This window comes from Glutamicibacter sp. BSL13 (assembly GCF_052928425.1).
In genome coordinates this window covers 23,419-39,340 of sequence record NZ_JAVGCZ010000006.1, presented here as the reverse complement: position 1 = coordinate 39,340, position 15,922 = coordinate 23,419, and the positions used below count along the sequence as shown (strand labels likewise).

Genomic DNA, 15,922 nt, shown 5'->3' with positions numbered 1-15,922 from the left:
GAACCTCAGTCTTGGTTTTGCGGCGGCAGGGCGGCGACCAGCGGGTGGTCAGTGCCGGTGTTGCCAATTTTAGCCGCACCACCGGGCGAGCCCAGTTCGTCGAAGAAATCAACGTTAACGTTGTAGTAGTCGGCCCACTGCTCCGGGACATCGTCCTCGTAGTAGATGGCCTCTACCGGGCAGACCGGCTCGCACGCGCCGCAGTCCACGCACTCATCCGGGTGAATGTACAAGGAGCGTTCACCTTCGTAGATGCAGTCGACCGGGCACTCTTCGACACACGCCTTGTCTTTCACGTCCACGCACGGCTGAGCGATGATGTAAGTCACGGACCCGAGACCTTTCCTTGCACTTTTGATAGTTTCAACGTCTAGTCACCAGCGCATTACCGGCCTGTAGGCGGAACGCATATCTGGCTTTCTGGATACCAGTCTAGTCCTGTTGTGCAATGTGGGAAGCTCCCGGAGGCCCGCTGTGACGTAACCGACCGAGGCCACCGGACGCAACGGTCTCGAAATGAAATTTTTGGAAATCTTGGAGCTGCACGGTGCTTAACATTGACGATTTAAGACCCGGGGACCGGGTTGTGTTGCGGTATCGGCTTGACCAGCCCGCACCGACGGGGCACGGAGAAACGCTAACCGACGCGTTGGGTGAGATCGTGACCGTCACCGAAACCAGCGTTAGCGTGCAGACCCGGCGCGAAGTCGTCACGGTGAAGCGTTCGCGCATTACCCACGCCAAGCGGGTTCCCCCGCCGCCGCCCCGCCGTGCCCGGCGCCCCCAGCAGCAATAGCGCGGTGCCGCCGACCGGCGTGGAGGAGCGCGAAACGCGATGTGATTTGAAGATACCAATCACTGACGGAAAATCACGTATGCTGGCTGTATGCCAACCGATGAGCAAGTCCAGGCCCGGGCGCGGGCCCTGAGTTCGCCCCTGCGGCTGAGGATTCTGCGCCTGTGTCTCCATGAGTCTCGCACGAACAAGGAGATCGCCGACATCCTTGAACTGAACCCGGCAACCTCGCTGCACCATGTGCGCACACTGGTCAGCAACGGGTTCCTGGCCGCCGAGGAGCCGCGGCGCGGCAACCGCGGGGCGAAGGAAGTCCCCTACCGCAGCACCCGGCAATCCTGGGGCACCCGGATCCCGGATGCGGCGCCGATGCTAGTTGACACGTTCCTGCAGGAGATCAACGGGCTGGATCCGGAGGAGATCCAGGTCATCCGGGTGGGTCTGAAGCTCTCCGAAGCCACCCAGAAGGAAATGATTGGCCGGTTGCGCGAAGTGATCGAGGACTACGCGTTGCGCGAGCCCGAAGCCGACGGGGTGCCGACCTCCCTGTTCATGGCCCACCACCTGGACATCACCGGCAACTGATGCGCCACGGGTGCGGCCTGGCTCCCACCCAAAAACCAGCAGCGGTCCCCGCGTCCCCCGGCAGTGCCGGGGACGCGGGGACCGCTGCTTGTCTGTTGCTGTTCTCTAGGGCCGGGCGCCAATCGCGGCGCGTGCGGGCCGGCGCAGGTTGCGCCGGGCCAACAGCAGGGCCACGACCGCCGGAACCAGCATGCCGTAGACCCATAGGGTCGAGGCCAGGGCCGGGCCGGGCATGTAGTCGTACAGGCTCAGCGGGGTGATCAACCGGTCGTTGCCGTTGAAGGTCAGCACCCCGACCACCACGTAGCATCCGATGAAGCCAAGGGCACCGCCCAGCAGCTTGCCGCTGGCCACGCTGGCCCAGTAGACCAGCAGGCCCAACAGCAGCCAGGCCAGTGCCAGACCCCAGAACACCGGGACATCCCCGGCGTAGAACAGGGAGGCGTGGATGGTGCTGCCCAGGAGCCCGGCCACGAGCGCTGTCACCAGCGCCCGCCACAGGGCCCCGGGCAGCGATCCGCGGAAGGGGCCCTGGTTAGCTGCGCGCGCGGGCACGGTAGGCCTTGACGCGGTCGTTGGCCGAGAGGATCACCTTGCGGATGCGGATCGCCTCCGGGGTGACCTCCACGCATTCGTCCTCACGGGCGAATTCCAGCGACTCTTCCAGGGTCAGGGTGCGCGGCGGGGTCAGGTTCTCGAAGCTGTCCGAGGATGCGGCACGCATGTTGGTCAGCTTCTTTTCCTTGGTGATGTTCACGTCCATGTCCTCGGAGCGCGAGTTCTCACCCACGATCATGCCCTCGTACACCTCGGAGGTCGGCTGCACGAAGAAGGTGCCGCGTTCCTGCAGGTTGATCATCGAGTACGGGGTGGCCACACCGGCGCGGTCGGCGACCAGCGAACCGTTGTTGCGGTATTCGATGGCACCGTGCCACGGCTCGTAGCCCTCGGCCAGCGAGGCGGCGATGCCGGCACCGCGGGTTTCGGTCATGAAGCGGGTGCGGAAGCCGATCAGGCCGCGGGCCGGAACCATGAACTCCATGCGCACCCAGCCGGTGCCGTGGTTGGTCATGTTGGTCATCCGGCCCTTGCGGGCGGCCATCAGCTGGGTGACGGCGCCCAGGAACTCCTCGGGCACGTCAATGGTCATCAGCTCCATCGGCTCATGCACCTTGCCGTCGATGACCTGGGTGACCACCTGCGGCTTGCCCACGGTCAGTTCGAAGCCCTCACGGCGCATCTGCTCGACCAGGATCGCCAGGGCCAGTTCGCCACGGCCCTGCACCTCCCAGGCGTCCGGACGCTCGGTCGGCAGCACCTTCAGCGACACGTTGCCGATCAGTTCGCGGTCCAGACGGTCCTTGACCTGACGGGCGGTGACCTTGGCTCCCTTGACCTTGCCGGCCAGCGGGGAGGTGTTGATCCCGATGGTCATCGAGATGGCCGGCGGGTCAACGGTGATCATCGGCAGCGGCTTCGGGTTTTCCAGGTCGGTAAGGGTTTCACCGATCATGATGTCCTCGATGCCGGCCACGGCCACGATTTCACCCGGCCCGGCTTCGGTCGCCGGGACACGGTTCAGGCCTTCGGTGGCCAGCAGCTCGGTGATCTTCACCTGCTTGTAGGTGCCGTCCTGGCGTGCCCAGGTCACCTGCTGGCCCTTGCGCAGGGTGCCGTTGAAGATGCGCAGCAGCGCCAGGCGGCCCAGGAACGGTGAGGCGTCCAGGTTGGTGACGTGCGCCTGCAGCACTTCGCCCGGGGTGTAGGACGGGGCCGGGACGTGGTCGATGATGGTCTTGAACAGCGGCTCAAGGTTGTCATTGTCCGGCAGTTCGCCGTCGCCGGGCTGGTTGGTGGAGGCGTAGCCGGCCTTGCCCGAGGCAAAGACGATCGGCACGTTCAGGATCTGGTCGATGTCCAGGTCCGGGGCCTCGTCGGCCAGGTCGGAGGCCAGGCCCAGCAGCAGGTCCATGGAGTCGGAGATGACCCCGTCAATGCGGGCATCGGGGCGGTCGGTCTTGTTGACCACGATGATCACCGGCAGGTTGGCGCTCAGCGCCTTGCGCAGCACGAAGCGGGTCTGCGGCAGCGGGCCCTCGGAGGCGTCCACCAGCAGCACCACGCCGTCGACCATGGACAGGCCGCGCTCCACCTCGCCGCCGAAGTCGGCGTGCCCGGGGGTGTCGATGATGTTCATGGTGATCTTGTGGCCGTTCGCGGCCGGGCCCTCATAGAACACGGTGGTGTTCTTGGCCAGGATGGTGATGCCCTTTTCGCGTTCCAGCTCACCGGAGTCCATCACGCGGTCTTCGGTTTCGCCGTGGCTGTCGAACGCACCGGTCTGCTGCAGCATCGCGTTGACCATGGTGGTCTTGCCGTGGTCAACGTGCGCCACAATGGCAACGTTGCGAAGATCTTCGCGAAGTGTGGTGTTTTCTGACATGCGTGAAGGCTCACTTCCGTCCGAGGAATTTCGGGTCATAGGGATCGGGGCCACTTTTGACCCAGCTATTTATTTTACGCGCTGCCGAGAAGTCCTCCGGTTTTCTGTGGCGTATTGAACACAAAAAAACTTCGGGAACCGCGTTTCAGGCGGTCGGGACCCAGAACCTGAGCACCGTGGTGTCCCCGTTGTAGACGACGGCGGGTTGCGCCGCATCGGGCACTCCCCCACATCGTTCGATGGTAGCCCGGGACGCGGCGTTTGTCTCATTACAGGTAATCAGCGCCTGCTTTATCCCACGCTGGGCCAGCTCGGCGAGCGCGAAACGGCAGAGCCTGGTGGCCACCCCCTGGCCCCGGAAACCCGGTCGCACCCCGTAGCCGATGTGTCCGGCGAATTCGCGCAGGTAGTCGTTTAATTCATAGCGCACTCCGACACGCCCGACCAGCCGTCCGTCGATGAAACCACCGAAGGTGCCCGAGGCGACCCACCCGTCGGGAAGCCCCACCCCCTGGCGGTTGGCCTCCAACCTGTCCACAAAGTCCGCCCAGCTCTCCTTCGCCCCTCGGCCAACCAAAAAGTCGAAGTCATCGGCCTGAAGTTCGGCCTGGGCGGCCAGCGCCTGCTGCTCATCGGCCAGCTCGAATGGTCTGACCTGCCAGGACATTGTGTTCTCCATTCAGCCATTATTCGCGCCCGGGCCTTGAATCGTCGAATTTCTGCAGCCACACTGGTCACAATGGCGGCGCACCTGCCGGCACGGAGGGCGCCGGGAAGGAGCGGGAGCTTGACGATTCCCGATATCGGGCAGCGGCCGCGGGTTCCTGCCGCCACCCAGGTGCTGGTGCTCAGTGCCGCCTCGGCCCTGGGCTGCTACCTGCTGGCCCTCTCGCTGCCGGCCCCGCACACCTGGTTGCTGATTCCCTTTGCCACCGGCACCGGTCTGCTGATCGCTTTGGCCGGTGGCCTGGAACAGGCCTGGATGCGTATCCTGAGTGCCGTGCTGTTGGCGGCCTGTGTGCTCGCCGCGGTGCTGATCGGCTCCGCGGCCCTGTTTTCCTGGAGCTTCGCTCCGCTGGTGTTTGTGCACCTGCCCGCCGCGGTCGCCACCTGGATGCGCCGGCGCAAGGCGATGACTCCCCGGGCAGGGGCCGGCAGACGGTGAAACACTGCCGGCTCGCTGGCACTAGTAGACCAGGGTCCGGCCCCGAACCTGTTCGAACCACTGCACCGTTCCGCCCTGAAGGCTGAAGACCTGCGCATCCGGGCGCTCTTCGCTCAGGATGCGTGCGGCACGCTGGGAACGCACCCCGGACTTGCAGGCCAGCACCAGCTGGTCCGCCGTGGCCAGCCCATCCAGCGCCGCCCAGCCCTGCTCCGTCAGCCGTTCCAGGGGGATGTGCACGCTGCCGGGGATGCTTCCCATTTCGCGTTCCCAGGCTTCACGCACGTCCACCACCAGCACCTGGTTTCGTCCCTGCCCGTCCTGCAGTTGCCCGGCATCAATCTGCCGTACCGCGGCCGGCAGGGCGCACCCGTGCTCGTAGTCCTGCAGCTCGGTGACGGGCTGGCGATGCGGGTCCGCGGCAAAACGCAGGATGTCGGTGGTGGCTTGCAGGGCGTCGTAGCGCCAAAAGCGACCGATCAGGGGTTCCCCGATCCCGCAGATCAGTTTCAGCGCCTCGGCGGCCATGGTGGAGCCCACCACCCCGCACAGCGCCCCGAACACCCCGCCTTCGGCGCAGCTGGGCACCGAGTCGGCGTCGGGGATTTCCGGGAACAAATCGCGCAGCATCGGGCCGCGGCCCGGGGCAAAGACTGACACCTGGCCGCTGAAGCGGAAAATGGTTCCCCAGATCAGTGGGGTGCCGCTCAGCTCCGCGGCGTCATTGGACAGGTAACGGGTGGCGAAGTTGTCGGTCCCGTCCAGCACCAGGTCGTGGGCGGCGAACAGTTCCACCGCATTGTGCCGGGTGAGCTTGTCCACGACGGCGGTGAGGTTGGCCTGCGGGTCCAGGCGCAGCGCGGCCTGGCGCGCCGACTCCGCCTTCGCCCGGCCCAGGTCCTGGTGCCGGTGGATCACCTGGCGCTGCAGGTTGGAGGCTTCCACCACGTCATCATCGATGACGCTTAGCTGCCCCACCCCGGCGGCGACCAGGTAGTTGATGATGGGGGCGCCCAGTCCCCCGGCCCCCACCACCAGCACCCTGGCGTTGCGGATCCGGCGCTGGCCCTCGGGCCCGACCCCGGGCAGCGTCAGGTGCCGGGAGTAGCGGGCCAGCTGGTCCGGCGTCAGTTCGGGGCCCGGGGCCACCAGCGGTTCCAACGGGCTCATGAGAACTGTCCCGCCAGGCTTTGCATGGTGCCCTCGACCGGGGAGGAGGCCAGGGCCAAGTCCCGTTTGGGGATGCGCCCGGCCAGCCGGGCGGCCCGTCCGGCGCTGACCGCGTCCCGCATGGCCGTGGCCATCAGCGGGGCGTTGTGCGCCCGGGTTACCGCGCTGGCCAGCAGCACCGCCTCACAGCCCAGTTCCATGGCCAGGGCCGCGTCCGAGGCGGTGCCCACCCCGGCATCCAGGATCACCGGGACGCTGGCCCGGTTCACGATGGTGGCGATGTTGTGCGGGTTCAGGATGCCCAGCCCGGAACCGATCGGGGCGCCGGCCGGCATGATCGCCGCGACTCCCACATCATCCAGTCGCTGGGCCAGGGCCGGGTCGTCATTGGTGTAGGCAAAGACCTGGAACCCGTCGGCCACCAGCTGTTCGGCGGCGGTAAACAGTTCGATCGGATCCGGCAGCAGGGTGTGCTCGTCGGCGATCACCTCCAGCTTGATCCAGTCCGTTTCCAGGGCCTCGCGCGCCAGCCTGGCGGTGAGCACCGCATCGCGGGCGGTGTAGCAGCCGGCGGTGTTCGGCAACGTCAGCACGCCCAGGCGCTGGAGCATGGCGAACACCGAATCCCCACCGGCTGCGGCATAGTGCCTGATGGCCACGGTGGTGACCTCGGTGCCCGAGGCGACCAGGGCCTCTTCCAGGGTGCTTAGGGAGGTCGCTCCCCCGGTGCCCATCACCAGGCGGGAGCGCAGTTGTGCCCCGGCAATGCTGAAGACATCTTCGGGCGTGTGGGGTGCTTCGTTGCTCTGGGTCATCTTCCTCATCCTCCCTGTGCGGCGGTGACCAGGTCTATGCGCGCCCCGGGCGCCACCGTGTGGCTGGCCCAGGCGCTGCGCGGAATTACGTCCCCGTCGATGGCGAGGGCGATTCCCAGCCGGGAGCCGTCCACGGCCAGGCCTTGTTCGTTGATGAGCTTTTTGGTGTGCCCGGCGACGATGTCACGCACGGTGGCCCCGTCGGGCAGGTTCAGTCTCTGGCCGTTGAGCTGCACCTCGATCTCGGTGATTTCAGGCATTGCGTCTCGTGCCTCTCTTTCTGGTTGCTTTGGCTTTGTCTGGTGGCGCTCACCGGGGTGGCGGGCGGCGCCGGATGTCTGGGGTTGCCCGGGTTCGGGGCCGGCTGCGCGGCGGACAGGACCGCCTGATCGGGTGACCGGGATCAGTGGCTGGTGCTGCTGGCCGCGACCGGAAAGCGGTGCAGCCCCAACAGCCCACGGTGCGTCCCCGGGTCGGCGCCCAGCAGCAGGTCACTGGCGATCCGGGCGCCCAGGGGTGCCAGCAGGACGCCGTGGCGGAAGAACCCGTTGCTCACCACCGTGTGCGCGTCCACCCGGTCGATGATGGGCCGGTCATCGGGGGTGCCGGGCCGGGGCCGGGCGATCACCTCACGCAGGGAGGCGTCCATGATCCCGGGCACCAGGCGCCGGGCATCATCCAGCAGGGTGTACAGCGCCTCCACACTGACCAGGTCGTTGCCGTCCTCGCGGCTGCTGGCGCCAAGCACGATGCTGCCGTCGCTGCGCGGCACCAGGTACACGTTGCGCCGGTGCACCACCCCGCGCACCGTGTGGGTGAGCAGCGGGTGTAGGTGGGCCGGCAAGTGCAGGCGCAGGATGTCGCCGTGCACCGCCCGCAACGGCAGCCGCGGGGTGCCGGGCACCTGTCCCAGGCCCGTGGCCAGCAGCACCTGGTCCGCCTCCAGCACCCGCCCGGTCTGGGTGTGCACCCGCGCCGTGGCGCCGCAGTGCTCCACTTCGCTGACCTGCTCCCGGATCAGGTCCTGCCCAAAATGCTCGATGAGGATGCCGGTCAGCGAGCGCGGATCGACCTGGTGGTCCTCGGGGAATACCAGGGCTCCGGCGATGTTCCCGGCCAGGGCCGGTTCCCTGCGCCGCGCCTGGGAGCCCAGCAACATTTGGGTGGGCAACCCCAGCCGGTGGCGGACCTCCTCCAGCTCCGCCAGCGCCTGGCGGTCGGCGGCCTCGGCGGCGACGACCATGGTCGGGTTTTGCCGGTACGCCACCGTCGCACCGGTGGCCTGCTGCACGCGCGCCACCAGTTCCGGGTAGAGCTGCGCCGAGTCGGCCATCATCTGGTGCAGCCGGTCCTGTCCCCAGACGATTTCCGCGGCCGGGGCCAGCATGCCCGCCGCCGCATGGCTGGCGCCCCCGGCGGGGTCAGGGTCGCAGAGCGTGACGCGCACCCCGCGGCTGCGCAGTTCAAAAGCGGTACATAGTCCGGCGATCCCGGCACCAACGATCACGACATGCATCAGGGCACTTTCCTTCCTACGGCGGCATGACCCGCATCAGGTGTGGCGGTCGGCACGAAGCCCTCTCAGCCCGGATCAACAGATCGCGCAGGCTCCCGCGGAGTTAGAAGGATTATAGGCATGGTGCAGCTCACAAACACCAATTGCATGACGGCCGGTCCCGCCGGCGGGCCGCCGCACACACAACCCGTGGTTCACTGGGAGGCATGAACGCATCCGGCACCACTCACAACGCGCAGTCCTACCCCCGGCTCCTGGAGCGCAGCGACCCGTTGGCCCAAGAGCTGCTGGCCCTGGAAGAGCAGTTGCTCTCACCAGCGGTCCGGGGGGATGCGCAGCAGCTGGCTGTGCTGCTGCACGAGATGTTTGAGGAGGTGGGGGTCTCGGGCCGGCACTACACGAAGGACGAGATCATCGCGCTGTTGGCCACCCAAACGCGCACCGATAATCCCCCGGCCGCCCTGCACGCCCCGAGCCTGTTGGCCTTGTCCGAGCATCAGGTGCTGCTGCGCTGGCAGAGCACCGGGGTGCGTACCGCCCACCGTAGTTCCCTGTGGCAGTTGGAGCGGGGACGCTGGCAGCTGCTGTACCACCAGGGCACCGCCAGTGCCGTTGGCGCGCAGCAGCAGTCGACCCCGGCGCCACGCCCGGCCCCAGCCCCGGCAGGACTGGAAGCGACGAGGGCGCGTCTGCGCCCGCTGCGCCCCACCGACGCCCCGGCGGTGTTGGCCGCGTTCACCTCGGATGCGCAGATGAAGCGCCAGGGATCGGTAAGAACCCTGGATGAAGCCCACGCCTACATCGACCGGCTGCTGGCGTCCCCGCAGGAGCAGCGCCCCTACGCCATCGACGTGGACGGGACGCTGGTGGGCCTAGTGTGCGCGAGCCTGGACCGGGCCAACACGCTGGGCTGGTTCTGGTACTGGGTGGCCGCCGGATACCGCGGCCGGCAGCTGGCCAGCCGGGCCGCGGCCACCGTGGCTGATCACCTGCTCAGCAGTGGCGGCGTGCACCGGCTGGAACTGGGGGCGCGGGCGAACAATCCCGCGTCCCTGCGGGTGGCCCGGGCCGCTGGCTTCATCCAGGAGGGTGTGGAACGCGAAAAGTTCGTCATGGACGGCACCCGGGTGGATGTGCTGACCTTTGGACGGCTGCGCAGCGACCCGTTCCCGGCCATCGCCGCCCTGGAGCTGGAACCGGCTCCGGGCGAGGCATAGCTGCGCTGTATCCGCGGTTGGCCCCAAGCCGGGGTGCGCGGCCCGGAAAGGCGGGGGCGCCACCGGCATCAGCCGGCGGCGCCCCCCTCGCGTTCCTAGTTTTCGACCCGCGTGCTGGTCACCGGCGTGCCCAATTCCACGGTGCGTGAGACCGTGCAGTACTTGTCGTGTGAAAGCTTGATGATCCGGTCAACCATTCCAGCGGCCTTGCGCCCCTCCTCGGTGTCCGGGAACTTCAGGTCGAAGGACATGGAAATGTCCTTCATGCGGCTGGCCCCATCCTCGGTCACCTTGTATCCGGCGGCCTCCACCTTGAAGGTCTCCGGTTCACTGCGCCGGGTGGTGGCCACATCAACGTCAATTGACGAGCAGCCGGCAATGGCGGCCAGCAGCAATTCGACCGGGCTGAGCAGCCCCTCGCCCTGCCCGAATTCGATGCTGGCTCCGGTTTCGGTGCTGGTGGCGCGGTATTGGCGGCTGGTGGTGCGTTCGACGGTTACCGCACGTAATTCTCGTTTCTCTTCACTCATGACTCCATCCTGCCACTGTCCCCGCTGGGGTCGGAACCGGAAACGGCAAGCCGCAGCACCGTACCGTGGGGTACACCGTCCGTGGTTTCCGCCGGTGCGAACCCCACCGCGCGCAGGAACGCCGCGACGGCATGCTCCGGCTGACCCACCTCGACCTGCAGCTCAAAGCTGAGCGCTTGTGCGTGGCCGATAAGTGCCCGGCCCACGCCACGGCGGCGGTGCTCGTGGTGCACCCAGAGCAGGCAAAGCCGCGCCCCCTCCAGGGCCAGGGATCCAACAACCTGCCCCTCGCGCTCGGCCACCACCACGCGGGCGTTGCCCAGGTAGACGGCCTCCAGCGCCTGGGCCAGCCGATCCATGTCGGCGGCAGAGACCAACTCGCGTCCGGTTGCAGCCGAAGCCCGCCAAATCTCCAACAGCCCCGGCACCTCGTCCACCGTTGCGATCTCGCGTGTACTGATCATCGCTGCCCCTCCTGTTGCTGCCACCGCTTAACTTCTCCCAGCCAGTGCCGTACCGCGCACACCACCGCGGCCGGTTGTTCCACATGGACGTTGTGTCCGGCCCGCTCAATGACGTGGTGGCTCATCATTGGGTAGCGGCGCTGCAAGAGCCGGGCGTCCTGACTGCCCACAATATGGTCTTGCGCGCCGCTGATCACAACGACCGGGACCCTGAGCTGGGTCATGCGCCGCACGGGGACCGGGTCAAGGTCATAGCGCTTGGCCAGGCGCGCCATGGCCCGCAGGTTCGCGGATTCCGTTCCGGGCAGGATCTGGGCGGCGAAGCGCCGCCATGTTGCCTCGTTCTGCAGAACTGTCATGGTCCGAAAGTTTTCACGTGCCGGCAGAGGCAGGCGGGCCAGCAGCTGGGGATCTTCTTCCAGCACGGTGCGTGGCGGCAGGGTGCGCTCTTCGGTGCGCGGAAAGACCACCGGGGCCAGCAGCCCGAGCCCGAGGATGCGCTCCTGCATCCGGTCAGCCAGTTCCTGACAGAGCAGCCCGCCCATTGACTGCCCGAACGCCACGAACCGGCGCCGCCCCAAATGACGGTGTACCCAGTCCTCCAGCCAGTCGGCCAGCTCGGGCAGACCTCCCGGGGAGTGCAGGGGCGGGGTCGCGCCGTATCCGGGCAAATCCAGGTAGTGCCGGCGGAAAGCCGGTTCGGCGGCAAAGGCTTGATCCAGCATCAGCAGGTTTCGGTGATCCAGCCCGTTGCCGTGCACGATGACCAGCTCAGGTTCCTGCCCCGCCCCCTGCCCGAAGGTCGCCCCTGGCGGCCTACCCGGCATGGAGTCCAGCGGGCTCAGCTGCCTGGTTGTCTTCTTGGACTTTTCGGGCCACCGCCCACGCCAGCAGGCTTTGGCCGAGTACGTAGGTTGAGATGATCCAAAACCCGGAAACCGGGATTTGAAGATCGGTGAAGGAACGAAACGCGATCATCGCGTCGGAGGCGAGGAAGCTCGCCGCACCGGCACCAGCCAGCGGGCCCAGCCCGGTAGCAAGCACGGCCATGGTGCTCAGGGAGATTCCGTAAAGCAGCACCGGGAGCAGGAACTGGCCGGCCTGTGGTGCGCATCGCACGACCAAACCGGCCAGCGCCAGGACGTAGGGCGCCAAACCCCATGGCCGGCACAGCAGCGAGGTCGCCCGGTAGGGCCAGAAGGCGGCGATGTAGGTGCCCTGTGCGGCCAGGAAGGACAGGACCAGTGCGAGAAATCCGGGTTCTGCCCTCACAAAGCGTGGGATGGTGTCCCCCAACCAGGAAAAGACCAGTGCCGCGCTCACCAGCGGCACCAATCGGTGCTGGTGACCGCCGGTGGCGGCATGAAAGGCGGCAGCCAGGGCAGGCATCAGCAGTATTTGGGTCGCATCGGCCAGCAACCCGTCGGGTTCAAAGAACTGCACCCCCAGGTGCAGTGCGCTGCATAGACCAAGCGCACCAACACCAACCCAGACTCCCGGTGCGAGCCGTGAAGCTGCGGAACCCGAACCTGACCGGCCGCGAACACCGTCGCAAAGCCGGTGCTTCCCGGAAATTTCCCCGCACCCAAAGCTGCGCGATCCCACCCAGCGCGGCACGGATTCCTGGTACTCACGGTAGGCCTGGGGGTGAATTTTCTCCAGGGCCCGTTCCTCGGCCGGGATCTGTTTTCGGTCCAGCCACACCCACAGCCCGGCAGCCGGCAGCAGCCCCCAGGGGTTTTGGCGCCATAGTGCATGAGCGGTGACCACACCGGTTAGTCCCAGATACATCGGGTTTCTGGTGAACGCGTTGACCCCGTCGGTGACCAAGACGCTGGATTCCTCCGGCTGGGCGGGATCCAGGGTGGTTCCGGACTGTCGAAACCTTGCCACCGCGGCACCGGCTACGGCTGCTGCGCAGGCGGCCAGCCCAGTCGCCGCGATCTTCATGGTGCGGCTGGGCTGGGACGAGCGCGGCAGCAACCGCTGCGCAGCCACTGCCAGACCGGCGGCCACGGGAGGTATCAGACGGGGCACGTGAGGTAGGTCCATGTCCCTCATCCTACTTCGGTGACGAGGCACCCCAATAGATCCCCGGGTAAATAACTAGTGACTAGTCAGCACGCAAAATTCGTTGCCGGACGGATCCTGGTAGACCCGCCAGGGCAGTTCTCCCCAGTCTGGGTGCAGTTCCCTGCCGCCCTTCTGACCAATCACGCCCGCCAGGACTGCAGGATCCTCTCCAGGATCCAACCGGATATCCAGGTGCCAGCGGTTCTTCTGCTCCCCCTTGGGCTGTGATTCGGCTGCGAACTCCAGCGTCGGGCCGCGGCCGGATGGGTGCCGCAGTTGGTCGTGCGCTGAATTCGCCGGCCGTTTCCATCCGGTCAGATACGCCCAGAACTCAGCATCGCGCCCCGGCTGGGCCGAGGCCAGCACCACCGTTTCCAAGCCGCCGCGGCTGTTGTCTCTTGCCTCCGATGGTTCAATCGAAAAAGGGTTTCCCTCCGGATCTAGAAACCACCGGGCGGCTGGCTGCCCGATTGCATGACCCGGTGCCTGGGCTGGGGTGCTTGGCTTCCCACCCCGGTGAAGAATCCACTGTTCGGCCTGGGCGCCAGTCCCGGGCCACACAGCGCAGACATGCATTCGTGGCCGCGCGAGCGGTGCCTCGGCAACCGGCTGGAAGCACAGGTCCAGGTAGGCGTCGTCGGCGAATCTCGTACGGGTCTCGAAGCCCGATGGCGAGTCCGTCAGCTGTTCTGCCTGCAGCAGCTCTTGCCAAAATCTGCCCAGCCGCTGGGGATCGTGTGCGTCGATCACGATATTTTCCAAGAACATGAGCTCACCCTACTCCCCCGATCTTCAGCAAGACAGGGCCACCTTGGGCGCTCAGCCGGCTGCTGGTCACTAATACCCCAGGCCCGGATTGCGCGGGCCGGGAGGGGTGTCCTCCACAAATGCCAAGGAGCCAAGGTGTCTGCGGCGCACACCACCTTGGCTCCTGCTGATGAGCACAACGCTCTAGGCTTTGGACCAGATTCTCGTGTTCAGGTTGAAGTCTTCGACCAGGGACAAAAAGGCGACCAGGTCCTCATAGATGGCCTTGGCTACTGCGTAGCCTCCGTCGTTCTTCTTATCGACCTGAAAACTGAAGCGGTCCTCGTCAAGCACGACCGCGAAATACATCCACGAGCCACGAAACGACACGGCGATGTGTTCGGAGTTCATCCGCGCAGCCGCATCGCTGATGGCCAGCATCAGTTGCGGGGTGATCAAATAGCGCGCTTCGGTTTGGTCGGTGGTCCAGCCAACGAAGCGTTCGGTGATGCCGGGATCCTCCAACGTCATCGGCGCCAGACCGGTTTTCGCGGCACTTTCCTCGGTGAAGTTCCGGATGGCCAGGTCGACCGGCCGGCGCGGCAGCAAATAGGTTCTGGAGGTGAACTCCTTGTGAAAGTCCGCCGCGAAGACGATCATCGACGGACCCATCTTCTCGACCGAGCTTTCGAACTGCGCGTATTTTTCCTTCACGGTCTTTCTGACCGAGGCGGGAACCAAACTCAACAGGGAGGAGTTCTGCAATGGGTCGCTTTGGTGCAGTTTCCAGTCACGTCCGTATTGCTCCCGGAGTCTACGCTCTCGAGTTCTGCGGGCCTGACGCTCGAGCCGCTGCTGGGCCTCTTCGCTGAGCTCGACCTTGGAACTCTGCCATTTGACGTCCGAGAGCATGAACTGGGTTTGCCCCAGAGTTCCGATGATGAAATCCTCCTGCGGGGCCCTGGCATCCCGAATGAATCCGGCGTTGCTCAGGACGCTGACCGGCATCGATCCCTCCGGCGTGTATTTGGCGCTCAGACCCGCTTCCGAGCCGGTCACTGAAGAAACCCGCAACTGTTGCACCAGCTGCTCGACCATCGGTGCCACCACTTCTTGGGCGTGTTCTTCCGAAGCTGCCTCGAAATGCCTAATGCCGTAAATAACCGAGGGCGCGGCGAGCACGATCGCCAGGACGAATGCAATCATGCCTACGAGCCCGTCGCCGATGAACATGGAGCCCAGGGCCACAACGAACAGCAGCAGAGCGATGATGATCGGGATCATCAACAGTAGGCTCTTGCCTCCCCAGCGCCCCATCCACGCGGTTCGTTGAGAGAGATCCCCTGCCGACTCCTGCACCGTGGCCCAGACCGTTTCGAAGTCCGGAACTGAAATTCGAGTTTGCTCGCTCATGACTCAAGAAACCCTTCCAGGTCGTACTGGTTGTGCTTGCGCTGATCCGAGAGCTCAAACAGGTCGTGCCCACCAAATCCCAAAAGCCTGGCAATAATCACCGTCGGGAAGACCTGGCGCGACGTGTTGTAGTCCGTTGCTGCCCGGTTGTACACCCGGCGAGCTGCCTGCAACCGTTCCTCGGTCTCGTTGATGGTGCGTTGCAACAGTTCCACGTTCTGCGTGGTTTTCATCTCTGGATAGTTTTCCAGTGACGCCAGGGCTCCCGGCCCGGAGCCCAGCCCCTGAGGCTTCCCTGCCTCCGCGACGATTTTTTGCTGTGCGTCATCCATTGCGGTGTTTAGTTCCGTTTTTTCTGAAACACTCAGCTGCTCGATGGTGCGACCGGTGCGCAGTGACGTGCTCCCCAAGATGAGGTCCACTTCTTTCTTTACCACTCCAGCGACCGCGTCGGCTTGCGCCTTGATCTGATCAAACCTGTTTTCCAACGCAATATCGATCCCTTGCAGGGATTCTGTGGAGGAGTTTCTCTTCGTCACCAGCCGGTTGTAGACGGCAATGGCCCATCCGATGATGAGAAGCACCAGGACTCCGATGATGATCGCCGGAGCCCAGGAAGCGAGTGATGAGTTGCCCATTAAATCACATCCTTAATAAATCCATCCATAGTGGCAAAACTTCCCAATACGCTACCAAACAAGCACAGGGACTTCAGGAAGATGACGTGACCGCAACGACCCCGTGACCTCCGGGCGTTGAAGCTCCCAGCGGATCCGGGTGCTTTGGAATAAGAGCCGAAGGGGCGGCAGCAATGGCGCGTCGCCAATCCCTGCCAAGTCAGAGAGTTAGTACTTCCATTGGCTTGTTTCTCTGGCGACAGGTTCAAAGGAGCGGGCCTCGGGGTCTGTGCCGTTTGATGATGCCGCCATGGCCACCCAAATGACAACTACGCCGTGCACGTCGAGAGCATGAAGCTCGTTCTTCAGTA

Annotated in this window: 19 protein-coding genes and 1 riboswitch; of the genes, 4 read left to right on the top strand and 15 right to left on the bottom strand. The window is 65.5% G+C overall.

Annotated elements, in window-relative coordinates:
* Positions 1-5: 5 nt before the first annotated feature.
* Entirely contained in the window at positions 6-329 is a 324-nt protein-coding gene (gene fdxA, locus RCJ92_RS01995; protein WP_054821193.1) for a ferredoxin, read from the bottom strand.
* 218 nt (positions 330-547) lie between these two features.
* Between fdxA and RCJ92_RS01990 the strand changes: the two genes are divergently transcribed.
* Positions 548-796, top strand: coding sequence for a putative acetyltransferase (locus tag RCJ92_RS01990; protein ID WP_138926526.1), 249 nt, complete (start codon positions 548-550; stop codon positions 794-796).
* Between the two features lie 90 nt (positions 797-886).
* Positions 887-1,381: a helix-turn-helix domain-containing protein gene (locus tag RCJ92_RS01985; RefSeq protein ID WP_054821192.1), complete on the top strand. Its 495-nt coding sequence runs from the start codon at positions 887-889 to the stop codon at positions 1,379-1,381.
* A gap of 105 nt (positions 1,382-1,486) precedes the next feature.
* Here the strand turns inward: RCJ92_RS01985 and RCJ92_RS01980 are convergent, their stop codons facing one another.
* The 3 genes from RCJ92_RS01980 to RCJ92_RS01970 form a co-directional block, all read right to left on the bottom strand.
* Positions 1,487-1,936: a hypothetical protein gene (locus RCJ92_RS01980; protein WP_346921638.1), complete on the bottom strand. Its 450-nt coding sequence runs from the start codon at positions 1,934-1,936 to the stop codon at positions 1,487-1,489.
* Entirely contained in the window at positions 1,917-3,824 is a 1,908-nt protein-coding gene (typA, locus tag RCJ92_RS01975; RefSeq protein ID WP_138177391.1) for a translational GTPase TypA, read from the bottom strand. Before typA ends, RCJ92_RS01980 begins: the two co-directional genes overlap by 20 nt.
* Before the next feature lie 145 nt (positions 3,825-3,969).
* Complete coding sequence (locus RCJ92_RS01970; RefSeq protein WP_446753619.1) at positions 3,970-4,503, bottom strand: GNAT family N-acetyltransferase; 534 nt, start codon at positions 4,501-4,503, stop codon at positions 3,970-3,972.
* Between the two features lie 108 nt (positions 4,504-4,611).
* Here RCJ92_RS01970 and RCJ92_RS01965 point away from each other — a divergent pair, with 108 nt between their 5' ends.
* A complete protein-coding gene (locus RCJ92_RS01965; RefSeq protein WP_446753618.1) occupies positions 4,612-4,989 on the top strand; it encodes a hypothetical protein in 378 nt (125 codons plus the stop codon).
* Positions 4,990-5,010: 21 nt separating this feature from the next.
* On the opposite strand, the gene RCJ92_RS01960 is transcribed toward RCJ92_RS01965, so the two are convergent.
* From RCJ92_RS01960 to thiO, 4 genes are all read right to left on the bottom strand, one after another.
* Positions 5,011-6,159, bottom strand: coding sequence for a ThiF family adenylyltransferase (locus RCJ92_RS01960; protein WP_446753617.1), 1,149 nt, complete (start codon positions 6,157-6,159; stop codon positions 5,011-5,013).
* Positions 6,156-6,974 carry a thiazole synthase gene (locus tag RCJ92_RS01955; protein WP_446753616.1) on the bottom strand — a complete coding sequence of 273 codons (819 nt, stop codon included), beginning with the start codon at positions 6,972-6,974 and terminating at the stop codon, positions 6,156-6,158. The genes RCJ92_RS01960 and RCJ92_RS01955 overlap by 4 nt, the downstream gene beginning before the upstream one ends.
* A 5-nt stretch (positions 6,975-6,979) precedes the next feature.
* A complete protein-coding gene (gene thiS, locus RCJ92_RS01950) occupies positions 6,980-7,234 on the bottom strand; it encodes a sulfur carrier protein ThiS (RefSeq protein ID WP_446753615.1) in 255 nt (84 codons plus the stop codon).
* A gap of 143 nt (positions 7,235-7,377) precedes the next feature.
* Positions 7,378-8,490 carry a glycine oxidase ThiO gene (thiO, locus tag RCJ92_RS01945; RefSeq protein ID WP_446753614.1) on the bottom strand — a complete coding sequence of 371 codons (1,113 nt, stop codon included), beginning with the start codon at positions 8,488-8,490 and terminating at the stop codon, positions 7,378-7,380.
* A riboswitch (TPP riboswitch) is annotated at positions 8,487-8,599 on the bottom strand. Its footprint overlaps the gene before it by 4 nt.
* A 97-nt stretch (positions 8,600-8,696) precedes the next feature.
* Here thiO and RCJ92_RS01940 point away from each other — a divergent pair.
* Entirely contained in the window at positions 8,697-9,707 is a 1,011-nt protein-coding gene (locus tag RCJ92_RS01940; RefSeq protein WP_446753613.1) for a GNAT family N-acetyltransferase, read from the top strand.
* A gap of 95 nt (positions 9,708-9,802) precedes the next feature.
* Here RCJ92_RS01940 and RCJ92_RS01935 read toward each other — a convergent pair whose 3' ends face one another.
* The 7 genes from RCJ92_RS01935 to RCJ92_RS01905 all read right to left on the bottom strand — a co-directional run bounded on the left by RCJ92_RS01935 (position 9,803) and on the right by RCJ92_RS01905 (position 15,572).
* Positions 9,803-10,237: an OsmC family protein gene (locus RCJ92_RS01935; RefSeq protein WP_138926534.1), complete on the bottom strand. Its 435-nt coding sequence runs from the start codon at positions 10,235-10,237 to the stop codon at positions 9,803-9,805.
* On the bottom strand, positions 10,234-10,701 hold the full coding sequence (locus tag RCJ92_RS01930; RefSeq protein WP_446753612.1) for a GNAT family N-acetyltransferase: 468 nt from the start codon (positions 10,699-10,701) through the stop codon (positions 10,234-10,236). The genes RCJ92_RS01935 and RCJ92_RS01930 overlap by 4 nt, the downstream gene beginning before the upstream one ends.
* Positions 10,698-11,528, bottom strand: a complete 831-nt coding sequence (locus RCJ92_RS01925) for an alpha/beta fold hydrolase (RefSeq protein ID WP_446753611.1) — start codon at positions 11,526-11,528, stop codon at positions 10,698-10,700. Before RCJ92_RS01925 ends, RCJ92_RS01930 begins: the two co-directional genes overlap by 4 nt.
* On the bottom strand, positions 11,518-12,753 hold the full coding sequence (locus tag RCJ92_RS01920) for a lysoplasmalogenase family protein (protein WP_446753610.1): 1,236 nt from the start codon (positions 12,751-12,753) through the stop codon (positions 11,518-11,520). The genes RCJ92_RS01925 and RCJ92_RS01920 overlap by 11 nt, the downstream gene beginning before the upstream one ends.
* Before the next feature lie 54 nt (positions 12,754-12,807).
* Positions 12,808-13,542 carry a VOC family protein gene (locus RCJ92_RS01915; RefSeq protein WP_446753609.1) on the bottom strand — a complete coding sequence of 245 codons (735 nt, stop codon included), beginning with the start codon at positions 13,540-13,542 and terminating at the stop codon, positions 12,808-12,810.
* Positions 13,543-13,725: 183 nt separating this feature from the next.
* On the bottom strand, positions 13,726-14,934 hold the full coding sequence (locus tag RCJ92_RS01910) for a DUF3137 domain-containing protein (RefSeq protein ID WP_446753608.1): 1,209 nt from the start codon (positions 14,932-14,934) through the stop codon (positions 13,726-13,728).
* Entirely contained in the window at positions 14,931-15,572 is a 642-nt protein-coding gene (locus tag RCJ92_RS01905) for a LemA family protein (protein WP_446753607.1), read from the bottom strand. Before RCJ92_RS01905 ends, RCJ92_RS01910 begins: the two co-directional genes overlap by 4 nt.
* Positions 15,573-15,922: the final 350 nt, after the last annotated feature.